At 58.1% G+C, this 17,114-nt stretch carries 18 protein-coding genes; 4 read left to right on the forward strand and 14 right to left on the reverse strand.

Annotated elements, in window-relative coordinates; translation table 11 throughout:
* Window positions 1–14 precede the first annotated feature (14 nt).
* Complete coding sequence (locus tag SJY13_RS19610; protein WP_377193341.1) at window positions 15–746, forward strand: hypothetical protein; 732 nt, start codon at window positions 15–17, stop codon at window positions 744–746.
* Between the two features lie 14 nt (window positions 747–760).
* Here SJY13_RS19610 and SJY13_RS19615 read toward each other — a convergent pair whose 3' ends face one another.
* A complete protein-coding gene (locus SJY13_RS19615; RefSeq protein ID WP_377193720.1) occupies window positions 761–1,120 on the reverse strand; it encodes a DUF3307 domain-containing protein in 360 nt (119 codons plus the stop codon).
* Window positions 1,121–1,402: 282 nt separating this feature from the next.
* Here SJY13_RS19615 and SJY13_RS19620 point away from each other — a divergent pair, with 282 nt between their 5' ends.
* Entirely contained in the window at window positions 1,403–4,360 is a 2,958-nt protein-coding gene (locus SJY13_RS19620) for an ABC transporter transmembrane domain-containing protein (RefSeq protein ID WP_377193343.1), read from the forward strand.
* Window positions 4,361–4,411: 51 nt separating this feature from the next.
* On the opposite strand, the gene SJY13_RS19625 is transcribed toward SJY13_RS19620, so the two are convergent.
* The 8 genes from SJY13_RS19625 to SJY13_RS19660 all read right to left on the reverse strand — a co-directional run bounded on the left by SJY13_RS19625 (window position 4,412) and on the right by SJY13_RS19660 (window position 12,182).
* On the reverse strand, window positions 4,412–5,644 hold the full coding sequence (locus SJY13_RS19625; RefSeq protein ID WP_377193345.1) for a mandelate racemase/muconate lactonizing enzyme family protein: 1,233 nt from the start codon (window positions 5,642–5,644) through the stop codon (window positions 4,412–4,414).
* Window positions 5,645–5,668: 24 nt separating this feature from the next.
* Window positions 5,669–6,763, reverse strand: coding sequence for a Zn-dependent alcohol dehydrogenase (locus tag SJY13_RS19630; protein WP_377193347.1), 1,095 nt, complete (start codon window positions 6,761–6,763; stop codon window positions 5,669–5,671).
* Between the two features lie 81 nt (window positions 6,764–6,844).
* Window positions 6,845–8,044 carry a TCR/Tet family MFS transporter gene (locus SJY13_RS19635; RefSeq protein ID WP_377193349.1) on the reverse strand — a complete coding sequence of 400 codons (1,200 nt, stop codon included), beginning with the start codon at window positions 8,042–8,044 and terminating at the stop codon, window positions 6,845–6,847.
* Window positions 8,045–8,119: 75 nt separating this feature from the next.
* Window positions 8,120–8,836 (reverse strand): alpha/beta fold hydrolase, encoded by a 717-nt coding sequence (locus tag SJY13_RS19640; protein WP_377193351.1) that lies wholly within the window; start codon window positions 8,834–8,836, stop codon window positions 8,120–8,122.
* Between the two features lie 12 nt (window positions 8,837–8,848).
* Window positions 8,849–9,637, reverse strand: coding sequence for a 3-oxoadipate enol-lactonase (gene pcaD, locus SJY13_RS19645; RefSeq protein WP_377193353.1), 789 nt, complete (start codon window positions 9,635–9,637; stop codon window positions 8,849–8,851).
* Window positions 9,638–9,697: 60 nt separating this feature from the next.
* Window positions 9,698–10,672: a threonine ammonia-lyase gene (locus SJY13_RS19650; RefSeq protein ID WP_377193355.1), complete on the reverse strand. Its 975-nt coding sequence runs from the start codon at window positions 10,670–10,672 to the stop codon at window positions 9,698–9,700.
* A complete protein-coding gene (locus SJY13_RS19655) occupies window positions 10,669–11,496 on the reverse strand; it encodes an alpha/beta fold hydrolase (protein ID WP_377193357.1) in 828 nt (275 codons plus the stop codon). Before SJY13_RS19655 ends, SJY13_RS19650 begins: the two co-directional genes overlap by 4 nt.
* Window positions 11,496–12,182, reverse strand: coding sequence for a haloacid dehalogenase type II (locus SJY13_RS19660; protein WP_377193359.1), 687 nt, complete (start codon window positions 12,180–12,182; stop codon window positions 11,496–11,498). Before SJY13_RS19660 ends, SJY13_RS19655 begins: the two co-directional genes overlap by 1 nt.
* A 127-nt stretch (window positions 12,183–12,309) precedes the next feature.
* Here SJY13_RS19660 and SJY13_RS19665 point away from each other — a divergent pair, with 127 nt between their 5' ends.
* On the forward strand, window positions 12,310–12,738 hold the full coding sequence (locus tag SJY13_RS19665; RefSeq protein ID WP_377193361.1) for an FKBP-type peptidyl-prolyl cis-trans isomerase: 429 nt from the start codon (window positions 12,310–12,312) through the stop codon (window positions 12,736–12,738).
* Between the two features lie 20 nt (window positions 12,739–12,758).
* Here the strand turns inward: SJY13_RS19665 and SJY13_RS19670 are convergent, their stop codons facing one another.
* From SJY13_RS19670 to fabA, 4 genes are read right to left on the reverse strand one after another with little or no spacing between them, the layout of a single operon-like run.
* Window positions 12,759–12,944 (reverse strand): hypothetical protein, encoded by a 186-nt coding sequence (locus SJY13_RS19670; RefSeq protein WP_085824289.1) that lies wholly within the window; start codon window positions 12,942–12,944, stop codon window positions 12,759–12,761.
* Between the two features lie 59 nt (window positions 12,945–13,003).
* Window positions 13,004–13,795 (reverse strand): enoyl-ACP reductase FabI, encoded by a 792-nt coding sequence (locus SJY13_RS19675; protein WP_377193363.1) that lies wholly within the window; start codon window positions 13,793–13,795, stop codon window positions 13,004–13,006.
* A gap of 6 nt (window positions 13,796–13,801) precedes the next feature.
* Window positions 13,802–15,031, reverse strand: coding sequence for a beta-ketoacyl-ACP synthase I (fabB, locus tag SJY13_RS19680; RefSeq protein WP_085824287.1), 1,230 nt, complete (start codon window positions 15,029–15,031; stop codon window positions 13,802–13,804).
* A 31-nt stretch (window positions 15,032–15,062) separates the two neighbouring features.
* Window positions 15,063–15,572 carry a bifunctional 3-hydroxydecanoyl-ACP dehydratase/trans-2-decenoyl-ACP isomerase gene (gene fabA / locus SJY13_RS19685; protein WP_085824286.1) on the reverse strand — a complete coding sequence of 170 codons (510 nt, stop codon included), beginning with the start codon at window positions 15,570–15,572 and terminating at the stop codon, window positions 15,063–15,065.
* 188 nt (window positions 15,573–15,760) lie between these two features.
* Here fabA and irrA point away from each other — a divergent pair, with 188 nt between their 5' ends.
* Window positions 15,761–16,177 (forward strand): iron response transcriptional regulator IrrA, encoded by a 417-nt coding sequence (gene irrA / locus SJY13_RS19690; protein ID WP_085824285.1) that lies wholly within the window; start codon window positions 15,761–15,763, stop codon window positions 16,175–16,177.
* 2 nt (window positions 16,178–16,179) lie between these two features.
* On the opposite strand, the gene SJY13_RS19695 is transcribed toward irrA, so the two are convergent.
* Window positions 16,180–17,070: a LysR family transcriptional regulator gene (locus SJY13_RS19695; RefSeq protein ID WP_377193365.1), complete on the reverse strand. Its 891-nt coding sequence runs from the start codon at window positions 17,068–17,070 to the stop codon at window positions 16,180–16,182.
* Window positions 17,071–17,114 lie beyond the last annotated feature (44 nt).

The following is a 17,114-nucleotide window of genomic DNA, read 5'->3' on the forward strand; positions in this document are numbered from 1 at the left end:
CGGCAGGGTCCGGGATGACTGAACCGACGAACCGAGTTCTGATACTTGGAAGTGCGCCAAGCGCTGTGACGGCACGGGCATGGCCCCGTGACGCCTTCACCCATATTGTTGCGATCAACAATGCCTGGCGTATTCGTCCGGATTGGGATGTTCTGATTCACCCCGAGGATTTTCCGAGGGCAAACCGTCCCGACAATATCGCGGACCATCAACGGATCGTCTCGGCCGAGGAATACGTGCCTGTGCAGAACGATTTTGGGGGGTTTGTGTATGCTGGTGGGACAATGGCGTTCACCGCCGGGTACTGGGCCCTTGCAGCGCTGCGGCCTGCGGTCATGGCGTATTGCGGCTGCGACATGGTGTATCCCGAAACCGGCAAAACCCATTTCTATGGAACCGGAGAGGCCGATCCGTTGCGCACAGATGTAACTCTGCGCTCGCTCGAGGCCAAATCGGCGCGGCTGGCGATGTTTGGAGCAGAACAAGACTGCCGGGTTGTCAGGCTGTCGAACGGGGCCAGCCGGTTGCTGTTCCCGCCAGCGGGGTTGGGTGATCTGACCGCAGGCTCGTTGCCGTCGACAAAACGAATGGAAGAAGTTTTACACGCTGAAAAAATGCTGGGCTACATGGTTCCGTCCGGACGCTATTGGGAGGCGGAAGACTGCTTCGATTCCACTGAGATAGACGCAATAGACCGGCGATGGATATCCATCTACCAAGCACCCGTTTTTGAAGATGTAGCCTGAGAATACCCGGTCTTTTAGGCGGCGAAGCTTGCCCAGGCCCAGACCATGGCTACATATGTCAGATTATGGAGGCACTGATCCAAACCGGCGGCACGCCAGAACGCGGCCTGGCTCGGCACCAGTTGCTTTTTGTCTGAATAGCTGGCCTTGGCGAAATCAATGTTGAAATGAACAATCCATTCCAGCGCTGCGATGATCAAAATGAATGACCATGGTGCGCCAAACAGCATGAATACAATAACTGAGCCCACAATGTGGACTCCAGCATGCTGCGCACGGCCCCAGTGAAAATACTCACCACGACCGGACAACATTTTAGGCGTCTGGAGGTAGAAATCCGCAAACATATGTTTGATTTGCAACAAGCAAATCATCAATAACACTGCGCCTAAGCTGGCACTCAAATTGGCCTCCCGAAATCGTCCTGGTTGAAACTTTAGGGGCTAAACCGAAGTTGCGCAAATGAACTTGTTCACACTCGGCGATAATCTGGTCAAATTGGAAACTATTTGCGTCTCAGACCCGGATTGCGGTAAATTCAGACTGTTGGATTTACGACATTTTCGGCAATATCAGGTCGGTGATCCGTAACAGGGGCAGGTTCCATAGAACGCACGATCTTCCGGTTTATTTGGAAATACTCGAAACGCGACCAGATGATCCTGCTGGCCGTGACCTCTACGCTGTTTCCGTTGCTGTATCTGACGTTGGAATTGCCTAAGCGCATAATTAACGATGCGATTGGTGCAACCAGTTCCGTGGTCGAATTCTGGGGCTATAGCCTGCAGCAGACCACTTTCCTTGTCATCCTGTGTGGCGCATTTCTGGCGGCCGTGCTGGCGCATGGTCTGATGAAAATGCGGATCAACACCATGAAAGGCGTGCTGAGCGAGCGGATGCTGCGCCGGTTCCGGTATCAGTTGATCAACCGCGCCTTGCGCTTTCCGCAGCCCTATTTCGAGCGGGTCAGTCAGGGTGAAATGGTTTCGATGATCACCGCCGAAAGCGAGCCGATGGGTGGTCTGATGGGCGACGCGATCAGCCAGCCGGTTTTACAGGCGGGGCAGATGATCACGATTCTGTCTTTCCTGTTTCTGCAAAGCGTCTGGTTTGGTCTGGCTGCCGTTGCATTGATCCCGCTGCAGGCTTGGCTGATCCCCAAATTGCAGCGCCAGATCAACCTGCTGAACAAGGAACGCATTCAGGAAGTCCGTTTGCTGGCGGCCCAGATCGGTGAGAACGCGGCTGGGGCTTCGACATTGCGATCCAACGGCGGCTGGCGCTATCGCCGGGCGATGATTTCGGATCAGCTGGGGCGGCTTTTCGCGATTCGGTTCGACATCTACCAGAAGAAGTTCTTTATGAAGTTCATCAACAACTTCATATCGCAGCTGACGCCTTTCATGTTCTACTTGGTCGGTGGTCTGTTGGTGCTGCAGGGCTCGGTTTCTCTGGGCGCGCTGGTCGCGGCACTGGCGGCGTACAAGGATCTCAGCTCCCCCTGGAAGGAACTGCTGACTTACTACAACCAAACCCAGGACATGTCGCTGCGATGGGATGTGGTTGTAGAGCGCTTTGCGCCATCGGGCATGCCGGATGAAAAGCTGTTCGAAGGCGAGCCCGAGAAGCGCCCGCGTCTGAATGGTGATATCGTTCTGACCCATGTCTCGGTTCGGGACATGGACGGCAATCAGGTTCTGGACGATCTGAATCTGGCGTTCCCCAGCGGGCAAACCATCGGGATTGCAACCCCCAGCGAAGAAGACAGGCGCGCCGTGGCCGAGTTGCTGACGCGCGAGGTATTGCCCAGCTCGGGCCGGGTTGAGATTGGCGATGAAAACCTGTCTGGCGTGCATCAAAGTATCGTGGCTGCGCGGATCGGCTATGCCTCATCCCGTCCTGTAATGTTCCAGGGCACTTTTGGCGACAACGTCATGATGCCGATGCGGTTCAAACCGGTGACGGCCCCGGTGGAGGACCCGGCGTTTGCCGAAACTCAACGGGCTGGAAACAGCGCGGACCCATTCCAGGCGGACTGGCTTGATCCCTCGCTGGCCGGGTTGAACAGCCCGGCAGAGCTGCGTGACTGGTGGCTGCACCTGATCGACGGTTTGGGATCAGGCCCAGCCCTCTTTCAACGCGGATCGGAACAAAGTTTCGATCCAAAAGAACATCAGGAACTGGCGCGCAAACTGGTTGAGCTGCGCCCCTTGGTGCAACAGGCTGTGCTGAAAGCCGGGCTGGAACAACAGGCGCTGGTTTTTGATCGCAACACCTATAACCCTGCATTGCCGGTGGCAGAAAACCTGCTGTTTGCAACGCCACGCGTCCCGGTCACACAGGAATTGCTGGCGGGCCAAACGGTCTTTCTGGGGCAATTGCGAGAGTTGGGCCTGGATGAAACTTTGGTCAACCTGACCCGCGACGTGATCGAGATGCTGCGCCAGATTTTTGGTCTGGATGGCACTGATCACCCGTTGTTCCGCAAGCTTGGGCTTGAGGCAAAGACCTATGAAACCGCTGTGGAACTCATTGAGCAGACCCGAAACGACGGGGTCGCCGGGTTGAACGATGAGCAGCTGGCCAATCTGCTGGCGGTGCCGTTGGTGATTTCAGCCGAACAGATTGGGCCAGCTTTCACGGATGAGCTTAAGAACCGCATCCTAGAACTGCGCCACAGCCATTCGGAAAAGCTGTTGGAGCGGTTGTCGGATGTCTTCGTCCCCTTGCGCGGCGATGAATTCGCCCCCGGTTTGACCGTGATGGAGAACGCGTTGTTCGGCAAGGTCAGCCAGATCGGTGGTACGCGCTCGGATGAGGTACGCAAGCTGATCGTGGATGTTCTGGACGAAAACGGCGCGCGCCCGCTTGTGGTCGAATTGATCTATGACGTCCCAGTTGCGCTGGGCGGGCAGAACCTTCCGGCGCTGTTTGCCGAACCTCTGGCCTTTACCCGCGCGACAATCAAAAAGCCCGATATTCTGATCCTCGAGAATGCGCTGGCCAGCTACGACATGGCCACACAGGTCGCCGTGTACAAAAACCTGCGGTCAATGTTGCCGGACACGACAGTGATCTATCTGAATGATCAGTTCGAAAACCCGGCGGTATTCGACATGTATGTGGAAATCCGGCAGGGTAGGGTGGTTTCGGATGAAGGACCCAGCGAAGTGGAAGAAGACAGTGCAGCCTCAGCTGATCTGGCGCGCAAGCTGCGCGCGTTGGAACAGACGCCGCTGTTCTCGGGCCTGGACCGCAGGCAGTTGCGCCTGCTGGCCTTTGGTGCGCGCTGGTATGATGCCAAACCCGGCGAGGTCGTCTTTTTGAAAGACGACCAACCCACTGATGGTGCTTATGTGGTGCTTGAGGGCGAGGCAGGGCTGTACTTGCCTCAGTTGGAAGGTCCGGATCAGTTGATTGCCAAGGTCGGATCCGGCGCTCTGGTGGGTGAGTTGGGTCTGATCCGAAAAGAACCACGCGCGCTGAGCATGATTGCGGAAACCGGCCTGTCCTGTTTGCGGATCGGTGAGGAAGAATTCCTAGCGGTGGTTGAGAACGACGCCGCAACAGCGTTCAAACTGATGCAGGTTATCGCCGGGTATGTTTCAAACTAGGGGTTGCGGACCTGGCCGGCGGGTTTTGCCCAGGGGGTGAGACCAGGTGCTTTACGCGTCGCTCGCCGGGGCACCCCCCTGAAACGCATTGCCGTTGACATAGTCGCAGGGGTCTTCCTGCATCTCCAGATGCAGCCCGTCACCAGTATATGGGTGCGCGCGGGCCAGGTCTTCGTCCACATCAATGCCCAGGCCGGGTGCGGTTGGGGCAGTCACGAAACCGTCTTCAGTGCGCAAGGTGCCTTTGATCAATTGTTGGTGGAACGGCGTTTCGATGGTTTCCAGCAACAAGAGGTTGGGGATGGATGCCGCCAGATGCACGTTTGCCGCCCACTCAACCGGTCCGGCATACAGATGAGGTGCCATCTGAGCGTTGAACACTTCGGCCATGGCGGCAACTTTCTTCATCTCCCAGATGCCGCCTGCACGGCCCAAGGCGGGTTGCAGGATTTCCGCCGCACCTGCGCGCAGTACGGCGCCAAATTCGGCTTTGGTGGTCATCCGTTCGCCGGTCGCAACGGGAATGCGAACATTGCGGGCGACACGGGCCATATCCTCGATCATGTCGGGTGGTGTCGGTTCCTCGAACCACAGGGGAGAGTAGGGTTCCAAAGCCTGACCCAGTCGAATGGCACCTGCGGTGTTGAACTGCCCATGGGTGCCAAAAAGCAGATCTGCCTTGTCGCCAACCGCATCGCGGATTGCTTTGCAGAAGGCAACTGACATCGCGATGTCTGACATCGCAGGCATGTGCCCGCCGCGGATGGTGTAGGGACCTGCCGGGTCAAACTTGACCGCCGTAAACCCCTGCCGGACCATTTCTGCAGCGCTTTCTGCCGCCTGATCGGCCGAGGTCCAGAAATCGGACAGGTTATGCTGCGGCAGCGGGTAGAGATAGGTATAGGCGCGGATACAGTCATTCATCAGCCCGCCTAACAGGGCATAGACGGGACGGTCGCGATCCTTGCCCAGAATGTCCCAACACGCAATCTCTAGCCCGGAAAAAGCACCCATCACCGTCAGGTCCGGGCGCTGGGTGAACCCGCTGGAATAGGCGCGGCGGAACATCAGCTCGATGTTTTCAGGGTTTTCGCCCAGCATATGCCGTTCGAACACATCTCGGATGACATGGCGCATCGCCTCGGGGCCAACGGATGAGGCATAGCATTCGCCCCAACCCGTGATCCCGGTATCGGTCGTGACTTTGACCAAAATCCAATAGCGCCCGCCCCAGCCCGGTGCAGGCGGGGCGGTGACGATGATGTCGAGTTCCTGCAGTTTCATCCGGTATCCTCCCGCCCGGTGGCGTCAGTCGTTGTCAAAGACAATCACGTTGCGCTTGGCTGATCCGGTTTTGGTGTCCTCGATCGCCTCGTTGATCTGCGACAGGGACCAACGGCCCGAGATCAACTCGTCCAGCTTCAGCCGTCCCTGTTCATACAAATCAATCATCCACGGGATATCGCGCTGGATGACCACATCCCCCATTTTCGATCCGACCAATCCCTGGCCCATCGCGGCCAGAACAACCGGCTCATAGCTGGACATGTCGCCCGAATGGGGCATTCCGATCATGATCGCCTTGCCCCCACGACCCAAATAGCGCGGGGCCTGATCATAGGCAGGTATCGCACCGACGGTGATCAGAACGGCGTCCGCTCCGCGATTTCCCAGTGCTTTGTACACGGCTTTCCAGGGTTCCTTGAGGCTAGCCAATACGCCGTGGGTCGCGCCGAATTCCTTGGCGATTTCCAACTTCTCTTCGGTCATGTCGACCGCCACGATGCGCCGGGCCCCCGCGATGCGCGCGCCCTGAATGGCGTTTAGGCCCACACCACCTGCGCCGATCACGACAACATCCTGACCCGGTCGCAGATTGGCGGCATTCACAGCCGCACCAACACCTGTGATCACACCGCAGGACAGCAAACTGGCAAGGTCCTTGGGCAGGGCCGGTGGGATCTTCACGATCTGACGGTGACTGACCACAACCTTTTCGGCAAAGGCGCCGCAAGCCATTGCCTGATCCAAAGGCGCCCCATCCGCGGTATGCAGCGGACCCTTGCTAGTATCGAACGGTGTTTCGCATATTGTCGGTTTGCCTCCGGCGCAAGATGGGCACGACCCGCAGGCCCGGATTAGCGTGACGACAACTGGGTCACCGACCTGAAATTCGCCAACCGCATCACCCGCGGCGGTGATCACCCCAGCCGCTTCGTGGCCATAAACAGCAGGCAGAAATCCGCCCCATGCGCCGCTGGCGAATGAGATGTCGGAATGACAGATGGCAACTGCATCCAGAGTGACTTCGACTTCACCCGTGCCGGGTGGCTCAATCAATACGTCCTCGATGACCAGAGGTTTGCCGAACGCATGGCAGACGGCCGCTTTGATAGTTTGCATGGTTTTCCTCATTCCATTTTGATCACGGTGGCGCGCGGTGATCCGCTCTGCAAGGTGGAAAGCGTCATGAAAGGGTCGTTGTTATGCTACCTGAGGGCGTGAACGCAAAAACAACGCGAATCCAACGAACATCAAAAGCATAGCCAGCAAAAATGGCGCGCCGGGAAGGTAGTAGGCCGTGCCGGGCCGTACAAAATATGCAAACACACTGGTCATGGCCAGCGGAGACAGAACCATCGACAGTGCATGAAGTGATGTGAGGACGCCCTGAAGCTCACCTTGTTGCGAATCCGGGGTCGCGCGCGAGGTCAGGGCCTGCAGGGCCGGGGTGACTACAGCCCCAAGCGCAGTGATGGGGATCAGCATCAGGGCGATGAAACCATTGGTAAGAAGTGTAAGCAGCAAAAAACTGATGATCCCGAAAGCCATGCCGAAGATGATCGTGATGCGTTCCCCCAGATATCGGGTGGCCGGGCGGATCAGCCCGCCCTGAACCGCTGCCATCCCAATGCCGTAGATGCCCAATGACAGGCCGATCATCTGCGGCGACCAGCCGAACCGCTCGGTCGTGAAATAGGCCCAGATCGCGGGGTAGACATAGATCGAAACTGAATACAGGAAATAGACCCACAGCAGTGGGCGTATGCCGGGCAAGGCGGCAATGGCGCGCAGAGAGTTCACGGGGTTGGCCCGCCGCAGGCTGAAAGATCTGCGGGTCCTGTCGGTCACTGTTTCGGGCATCACCAGAAGGCCTGCAAGAAAGGTCAACGCCGATAGCCCCGCCGCCGCCCAGAAAGGCGCGCGCGTGCCATATTCGGCGAGCAGTCCGCCAATCACCGGCCCCAGCACGAAGCCCACGCCAAAGGCTGCACCCAGCAGACCAAAATTGGCGGCTTTTTCATGCGGCTTTGACACATCCGCCATGAACGCCGCTGCGGTGGCATGGGTTGCCGCAGTGACGCCACCGACGATACGCCCGATCAGCAACAGCCAGATGGTGCCGGCAAGCGCCATCACCACATAGTCCAGCGACATAACGAACAGCGAAACCAACAACACGGCGCGCCGACCGTAGGCGTCCGACAGATTTCCCAGAATTGGCCCGAAGACAAACTGCATGGCGGCAAAAGCGGTGCTCAGCACCCCGCCCCAGATCGCCGCATCAGCCAGCGAGCCGTCCTGGACCTCGACAATCAGTTCCGGCATGATGGGCAGCACCAGACCGATGCCCATTGCGTCGATCATAACCGTGCCGAGAACAAAGAGAAAAGGCAGACGCATGGGACCCGTTCAACTGGATTACCGGGACACTACCACGGAGAAATGATGTGTGAAGGGCCTGCGTTGGGACCTTACTCAGGGTAACTCCTGCGCCAGATCATCCAGAATGGCGGCCAGTTCACCGGGGTGGGAAAAAAACGGGGAATGCGAGCTGTTGATCACGCGACGCAGACCTTCTTGGGCAACGCGGCTCATTTCTTCTTCATATTCCGGGGGAATCGTCCGGTCATCGGTTGCGCGGATATAGGCTTTTGGAACGCCCGCAAAGCGTTTGCTCAGCGCCAGTGGCGTGTCCTGCGGGGCGATAGGTTGCGGGCATAGGCGCGCCAATGAATACGGCACCGTTTCCGGCGGGCAGTCGTGATAGAACAATTCCTGCACCCGGTCCGGCCTGACCGTGTAGGACAAGCCATCTGTGGATTTCTCAACAGCGTCGGCAAACATCTGACGTGGCGCGCGTTTACGCATCTCGACCATGGACAGGCCGTCGCGGGGCACATAAGCGCACAGGTAGACAAGCGCGCGCATGGCATCCGGGTTTGCTTCGGCTGCCGCACTGATGGGATAGCCACCCCAGGAATGGCCCACAATGATCGTGTCAGGCGTTGATCCGGCCAGGACGGCATCGCGGCAACTGTCCAGAGTGACCTGCGCAATCGGCGTTGGATCAGACCCGTGGCTGGGCATATCGACGGTTTGCGCCGCATGTCCCAACGCCTCAAGCGCGGGGATAAGGTCGCGCCAGCACCATGCACCGTGACAGGACCCATGGACCAACAGGAAATCTGCCAAGTCTCTGCTCCTTTAAATATGTCCGATGTCGCTTAGAAAGCTTTGCAGCAAGGCGGCGTATTCGGACGGTTGTTCAACGCAAGGCAAATGGCCAGCCCTTCGCATCAGCTCAAATCGTGCGCCGGGGATCAAATCAATGGTCTCTCGTACCAGATCGGGCGGGGTTGATCCATCTTCACTGCCGGCGATGCCCATTGTCGGCAATCGCAGGCCGCTGGCCGGCGTGTAGAAATCCGTGCCCGAGATGGCAGCGCAACAGCCGACATAGCCATCCACCGGCTGCCGGACCATCATGTTGCGCCATGCCACGTGTTCGGCAGATGCGCGAAAGTCGCGGGAAAACCAACGCTCCATCGCCGCGTCGGCCAGCGCTTCGATCCCATCTTTGTGCACGGCGGCCATCCGGTCCTGCCAGATCTTGGGCGTGCCGATTTTGGCGGCGGTGTTCGACAAAACCAGCGCGCGCACCTGATCCATGCGTTTGACTGCCAGCCCTTGCGCGATCAGGCCACCAATCGAGAGGCCGACAAATACACAATCCCGTACTTGCAGATGATCCAGCAATGCCTCGGTATCGCGCACCAGGGCTCCCATTGAGTAAGGCGCGGGGGGCTCCGAGGACAGGCCATGACCCCGCTTGTCATAGCGGATGATCCGCAATCCGGCGGGCAGATGGGGCAGAACCGCGTCCCAAAGGCGCAGATCGGTTCCCAGTGAATTGGCAAAGACAATCGGCGCGCCATTTGGATCACCATCAACCCGATAGTGGAGCTGCACGTCCCCGATATCCGCAATTTGCATGACCAAAGCCCCCTGCCGTCACACGCTAAAGTCCCAGACTGACACTTTACTTGATCGGTGTCAGGTCAGGAATTCCTGCGCCTTCCCAAAGACCTCGGGGTCCGCGTTGCCCCCCGACGCCACAACAATCACCGAATCGCCTTCGATTTCGTCCCTCCGGAACAAGGCAGAGGCCAGCGAGACTGCACCGCCCGGTTCCAGCACGATTTTCAACCGTAAAAAGGCCTGCGCCATGGCGCGCATCGCTTCGTCCTCGGTCACGGACAGGCCCGGGCCGCACAGGCGGCGCAGGATGGGAAAAGTGATGTCTCCGGGCTGCGGCGTCAGGATCGCGTCGCAGATATTGCCAGAAGCTGCGTTGTTGTTTTGAATTTGGCCGGTAGCAAGCGACCGCTTGACGTCGTCAAACCCTTCGGGCTCGCACGGGCGGGCGCGTAGACCGGGCGCATGACTTTCCAAGGCCAGGGCAATACCCGATGTCAGCCCGCCGCCGCCGCAACAGACCAAAACATCCGCCTGATCCACGCCCATGTCAGCTGCTTGCCGCGCAATCTCCAGCCCTGTTGTGCCCTGTCCTGCGATGACCTGTGGTTCGTCATAAGGACGGATCAAGGTCAGGCCGCGCTGGGCGGCCAAAGTCTCGCCAATCTCTTCCCGGCTTTCATTGGCGCGGTCGTACAAAACCACTTCTCCGCCCAATGCCCTGGTGTTGTTGATCTTTAATTGCGGCGCGTCCGACGGCATGACAATGACAGATGAAATCCCGTGCTGCGTGGCGGCAAAGGCTACGCCTTGCGCATGGTTGCCAGAGGAATAGGCGATCACCCCGCGCTGCCGGTCTGCGTCACCCAGTGCCGAGATTGCCGACCACGCCCCGCGGAACTTGAAGCTGCCGGTATGTTGCAGGCATTCGGGTTTCACCAATACGCGCCGCCCGGCGAGCTCGTCCAGAAAGGGTGAGGTCAGAAGTGGCGTTTCCCGCACATGCCCATTTAACCGGACAGCAGCGGCTTCGATCATGTCCAGCGTGCTCATGCGGCGTCCAGTACTTTGCGAATGAGGTTCAGCGACTGCGGTTCGTCCAAGAACGGAACATGCCCGCGATCAGGCACCTCAACAGAGATAAGACCCGGGTGACGTTTGTGCATTTCGATCAACGTTTCGGTACCAAGAATGTCCGAGTTCGCGCCGCGGATTACGCCGGTTGGAATATCCCGCAGCGCCTCAAAAAACGCCCACAAGTCCGGAGTTTCACCAGCCGCAGCCTGATCCATCAAGGCCGTGCGCAAAGCCGGGTCATAGCGCAACGCCAAACCGTCCGCGGTTTGCTCGTACTGGAATTCTGCCACCTGACGCCACCGGTCAAGCGAGATACCAGGGAACTGTGGTTCCATAACATGCTGCAGCGCTTGCGCGGCATGGTCATAAGTTTTGGACACCGGTTGTTTGCCGATGTAGCCCATGATCTTCGCGATCCCCGTAGGTTCGATTACCGGCCCCACATCATTCAGAACCACGGCCCGCAACCGCTCGGGGTGGCTGATCGCCAGTGCCATCGCGATCAGGCCCCCACGAGAGGTTCCAAGGACGGCCACGCGGTCAAGACCCAAATGGTCAAGCAACTCAATCACGTCTTGGGATTCACGCGGGACGTTGTAGTTCATGAAGTCTGGATCATAATCCGACTGCCCACGCCCTCGGTAATCCATCGCAATCAACCGCAGGTCCGTGACATATGGGGCAAGGAAGGAAAAATCCTTGGTGTTTCTGGTCAGGCCAGCAAGGCACAGCAGGGGCGTCCCCGACCCTGTGTCCTTGAAATAGAGGTCTCTGTCATCGGAAGTCGTAAAGAAAGCCATCAAAGTCCAGCCAGTTGAGGAATGGGCATCAGGTCGGACAGTACATGTGCAGGTTTCCATGGCAAGCGGTCCATTGGCTCGCCCGCCCGGTTTACCCAGGCAGTGGTAAATCCATATCCACTGGCCCCGGCAGCGTCCCAGCCATTTGAGCTGACGAACAATACCTCGTCGCGGGCGCAACCAAACCTTTGCTGCACCAGATCGTAAACCCGCGCATGTGGTTTGAAGACACCGACGCTTTCGACTGACAGCACATCGTCCAACACATCGCCCAAACCAGCGGATTGCACCGCACCATCCAGCATTGCCGGCGATCCGTTCGACAAAATCGCCGTTTGCAGGCCACCGACTTTCAGTGCGCTCAACATTTCCGGCACTTCCGGGTAAGCCTGCAATTCCCAGTACAGGTCAAGCAAGCGCTGACGCAGCGAGGGATCGCCATCCAGACCGGTGGCCTCAAGCGCCCAGTCCAGCCCGTCTTGCGTCACGTTCCAGAAATCGCCATGCGCATCGGCCACCGCCCGCAACCAAGTGTATTGCAACTGCTTCAACCGCCAGTGATTGGCCAGATCCGGCCAATTTTGTCTTAGCGCCTCAAAGCCGGGTTCGTCGGCGGCCTGACGCGCCGCGGCGGATACATCGAACAGCGTTCCGTAGGCGTCAAAAACGCAAGTTGTTATCGGCATCAATACCCCTCCCTGGATTGCGCGCAGGTTGGCACAAAGACCCAGGGTGCAAAAGGGGTAGAGGGTTTACAATACCGTGTTTCGCCCTACGCTTGCCGGCTCATTCCTTAACGGCCGGAGGCCACACATGACCGCAATCAAACAAGGCGACACGGTTCGCATCCATTACACCGGCACCCTGCTGGACGGGAACGTGTTCGACAGCTCTGAGGGGCGCGATCCGCTGGAGTTTGTGGTTGGCTCGGGCCAGATTATTCCGGGATTGGACACGGCCATGCCCGGTCTTGCCACGGGTGAGAAAAAGCGCGTTGAGATTGCCTGTGTGGACGCCTACGGCCCGATCAATCCCGCAATGCGGCAGCAGATCCCCCGCGAAGGCATCCCGGACGACATCCCGCTGGAGCCCGGCGTCCAGTTGCAGATGCAGACACCCGATGGACAGACCCTGCCGGTAACAGTGGTCGAGACAGACGAAGCGACTGTAACATTGGATGCCAACCATCCACTGGCGGGGCAGGATTTGATTTTCGAGATCGAGGTTGTCTCAGTCAACTGACCGCGATGCGGGTGGACAGGTCAGCCCGAAAACAGGCTGGTCCATGTCTTCAGGGATTCCTGTGCGTCCGGCTGTGTGAAGAACACAAACAGGAACAGCAAGGTGGTCAGTGTCAACAATGCAACCCGCCCGCGATAACCCAGAAAGCCGGATTTTCGTCGGGACGCCCGTATGTTGCTTGCGATTATTTGGTCAGCTTTGCTCATGCCGGTATTCCTGCCTGCGAAAGATGGTGAAATCTTGACGCAGGCAGGGAAAGATCGGGTCACATGGCTTCGGGTTGCGGCATGCCCAGAACGTGGAAACCACCGTCGACGCGAATGATCTCGCCCGAGGTGCAGGCACCTGCGTCTGAGGCCAGATAAACGGCCGTGCCGCCTACGGCTTCCAGTGTTGCGTTGGAGCGCATCGGCGCGTTTTGATCACAGAATTTGAAGGTCTTGCGCGCGCCGCCGATTGCGGCACCCGCCAAGGTCTTCATCGGACCGGGCGAGATTGCGTTCACGCGGATGCCTTCTGGTCCCAGATCGTTGGCCAGGTAACGGGTCGCTGATTCCAGCGCCGCCTTGGCCACGCCCATGACGTTGTAATTCGGCACAACCCGGTTAGAGCCCTGATAGGTGAGGGTCAGAATGGTGCCGCCGTTCTCTTTCATCATCGGATAGGCGCGGCGGGATACTTCGATCAGTGAATAGGCCGAAATATCCATCGAGTTTTTGAAGTTCGCTCGTGTGGTGTCCAGAAATCGGCCCGTCAGTTCAGACTTGTCCGAATAGGCGATGGCGTGAACCACAAAGTCGATTGTTGGCCAGCGGGCGCCCAGTTCGTCAAATGCCCGGTCCAGCGAGGCGTCGTCGGTGACGTCTGCATCGACCATGAAATCGCTGCCCAGGCTTTGGGCCAGCGGCTCTAGGCGTTTGCCAAATGCCTCACCCTGATAGGTGAAGGCCAGTTCGGCACCGGCCTCGTGCATGGCCTTGGCAATACCCCACGCGATCGAGCGGTCATTGGCCACGCCCATGATCAGGCCGCGTTTGCCTTTCATTTGATCCGACATCCTAATTCACCCGTTATACTTGGACAGAATCATGGACCCGTTTGTGCCGCCAAAGCCGAAGCTGTTGGTCATGACACTGTCCAATCCTGCGTTTTCAACAACTTGCGTTGCAATTTCACCGGGCTCGATGCCTTCGGCAAGTGTGTCGACATTAATCGACGGCGTAATGAAATCATGGTCCAGCATCAGCAGGCAGAAGATAGCCTCAAGCGCGCCAGCCGCACCCTGCGCATGCCCTGTCATCGACTTGGTCGACGAGATCGGCGGTACGTTCCCTGCACCGAAAATGCGGCGCACCGCTTCGACCTCACCTACATCGCCTACTGGCGTCGAGGTGCCGTGGGCGTTGATGTAATCAACTTTGCGTCCTTCGGGCATGGTGGACAGGGCCAGACGCATGGCGCGCTCACCGCCTTCACCGGAAGGGGCCACCATATCGTGACCGTCCGAGGTGGCCGCGTATCCCGTGACTTCGGCATAGATCTTGGCACCACGGGCCAGGGCGTGCTCCAGATCTTCCAACACCACGATGCCACCGCCGCCCGAGATCACAAACCCGTCGCGGTCCTGGTCAAACGCGCGCGAGGCTTTCTCGGGCGTATCGTTGTATTTCGAGGACATCGCGCCCATCGCGTCAAACAGGCAGGACAGGGTCCAGTCAAGTTCCTCACCACCACCTGCAAACATGATGTCCTGCTTGCCCATCATGATCTGTTCAGCCGCGTTACCGATGCAATGCAGCGAGGTCGAGCAGGCCGAAGTGATCGAATAGTTGATCCCTTTGATCTTGAATGCAGTCGCAAGGTTTGCCGAAATCGTCGAGCACATGCATTTCGGCACCGCAAAAGGTCCGATCCGCTTGGTGGCGCCGGTTTTCAGCACTGTTTGGTGTGCGGTCAGCATGGCGCTGGTTGACGGGCCGCCCGATCCGGCCACCAGACCAGTGCGTGGGTTTTCAACCAGATCCTCGGTCAGACCGGCATCAGAGATTGCCTGGTTCATCGCGATATGGGCATAGGCCGCACCCGGTCCCATGAACCGCAAAGTGCGCTTTTCGACATGCTCGGATACATCAATCTTAAGCGATCCGGCGATCTGGCTGCGAAAGCCGTGTTCGACCATCTGCTCGTTGGCCTCAATGCCGGACTTGCCAGCCTTAAGTGAGGCCAGAACCTCTTCGGCATTGTTCCCGATGGAGGACACGACCCCCAAACCGGTGACAACTACTCGACGCATGTGCGTGCTCCTTATTTCGGGCCGGTCAGGCTCAGGCTTCAGACAGGACGACTTTCATGTCTTTGACATCATAGATCATTTCACCGTCTGCTTCGACGATACCATCCGCCACACCCATAGTCAGCCGGCGGGTCTGGATCGCCTTTTTGAAATCGATTTTATAGGTCAGCATCTTGCGATCCGGGCGGACCATGCCGGTCAGTTTTACCTCTCCGACGCCGACAGCCATGCCGCGCCCCTGCCAGCCGCGCCAGCCCAGGTTGAAGCCGGTCAGCTGCCACAGGCCATCAAGGCCAAGACAGCCGGGCATGATCGGATTTCCGGGAAAGTGACACTCAAAGAACCACAGGTCCGGATTAATATCGAATTCGGCCAGGATGTGGCCTTTACCGTGGGCGCCGCCATCTGCAGAAACATCGGTGATCCGGTCCATCATCAGCATCGGCGGGGCAGGTAGCTGCGCGTTGCCGGGGCCGAATAACTCGCCACGGGCGCATTTCAGCAGATCGTCCTTGTCAAAGCTGCTCGGGAATTGGGCCATTCTGCCGCCTCTCCTGCCATGGGTCTGTTTGTGTTATTTGGCCTCGTCTACCACCCGTTTGCAAGGTCCTGCAAGAGCGGCGGCTCACATCCTGTTGTGATCAGATCATTCCTTGCGAATGAATTTCATTTGAAATTACCTTACCAGACTACTTATATATAGCTCAGCAACAAATCGGTATCGGATACATGACACTTGCAAGCCAGAGCATAGCCACAAATTGGTTGGTTCAAGCCAGACTGCGCCCGACGCGTCAGCGTGTGGCCCTGGCCGAGTTGTTGGTTGGGGACGGATTGCATCGCCACGTCACCGCAGAAAGCCTGTTTGAAGCAGCCAAAAAGAACGGCGACGCTGTCTCGCTGGCCACTGTCTACAACACTCTGCGCGCTTTCTGCGATGCGGGTGTTTTGCAGGAAATCACTGTGGACGGGTCGAAAAGCTATTTCGATACCAACACGCATGATCATCCGCATTTCTTCTGGGAAGATGAAAGCCGTCTGAGTGATGCGCCGTCTGAGGAACTGGTGATTCAACGCCTGCCCGAAGCCCCGGAAGGGGTTGAGATTGCGTCGGTCGACGTGGTCATCCGCCTCCGAAAAAAGTAACCTTACGTCATTAAGTCGATCATAACGCGTTCTGCGGCCGCTGTTTGTGGATCCGCTGGCCCTGTTCCATGTCTCGCCAGTACTACCGGTTCGGCGGCAAACGAATCCGACACCGGTAGGCTGCGCAACGGCATGCCGTCGTAACTGACTTCTGTCGGAGGGTTAGCATAGCTGATCGCAATGCCCTCTTGATGCGCGGCAAGACTACGCTGAATTTCCAATGACGCCGCCCGGTGTGCGATGGTTGGGTTTTGACCAATCTGTCGAAAAAGCCCCAGCACATGCTGCGCAGAAAGTCCCTCTTGTGACAGGATTAGAGGGTAGGCGGCCAGATCCCGCACTGACACATTGCTGCGCGAGGCCAAAGCGTGATCCGGCGACATCAGGGCGTTTGGTGTGCTGGAAAACAATGTATGCCGGGTAAAAGCTGCATCCATGCTCAGCCCGTAGGTCAGCGCCAGATCGATCTGCCCATCGACGAGACCCGAGATCAACCCTTGAAAACTGTCCACCCGGTAAGACACTGCGACATCAGGCAGTTCGACGCGCAACCGTCGCAGAGCACGCGCCAGCAAAAACGGTGCCAGATCGACAAAGCAACCCACGCGCAACCGGGCTTTGACTGACCCCGTGTCAGAGGCGTTTTCCAGACGGGCCGCGCATGTCAACAGGGCCTCGGCGTCTTCGATAAAGCTGCGCCCCTGCGGCGTCAGCGCCATGGCCGCACCACGTTTTCGGGCAAACAAGGGATAGCCCAATTGATCCTCAACCCGGGTCAAAGCGTTGGACAGAGCGGGTTGCGAAACATTCAGGTGTTGTGCGGTGGCGGACAGGCTGCCGTGTTGCCCGATGGCGCAGACATATTCGTATTGGCGCAAGGAGATATATAACATGAAGTTAAGTCTATCTTTGAAAGATATGATTTGAACAGAGGGCT

It is taken from the genome of Ruegeria meonggei, from assembly GCF_042768335.1.
Classification (GTDB): domain Bacteria; phylum Pseudomonadota; class Alphaproteobacteria; order Rhodobacterales; family Rhodobacteraceae; genus Ruegeria; species Ruegeria meonggei.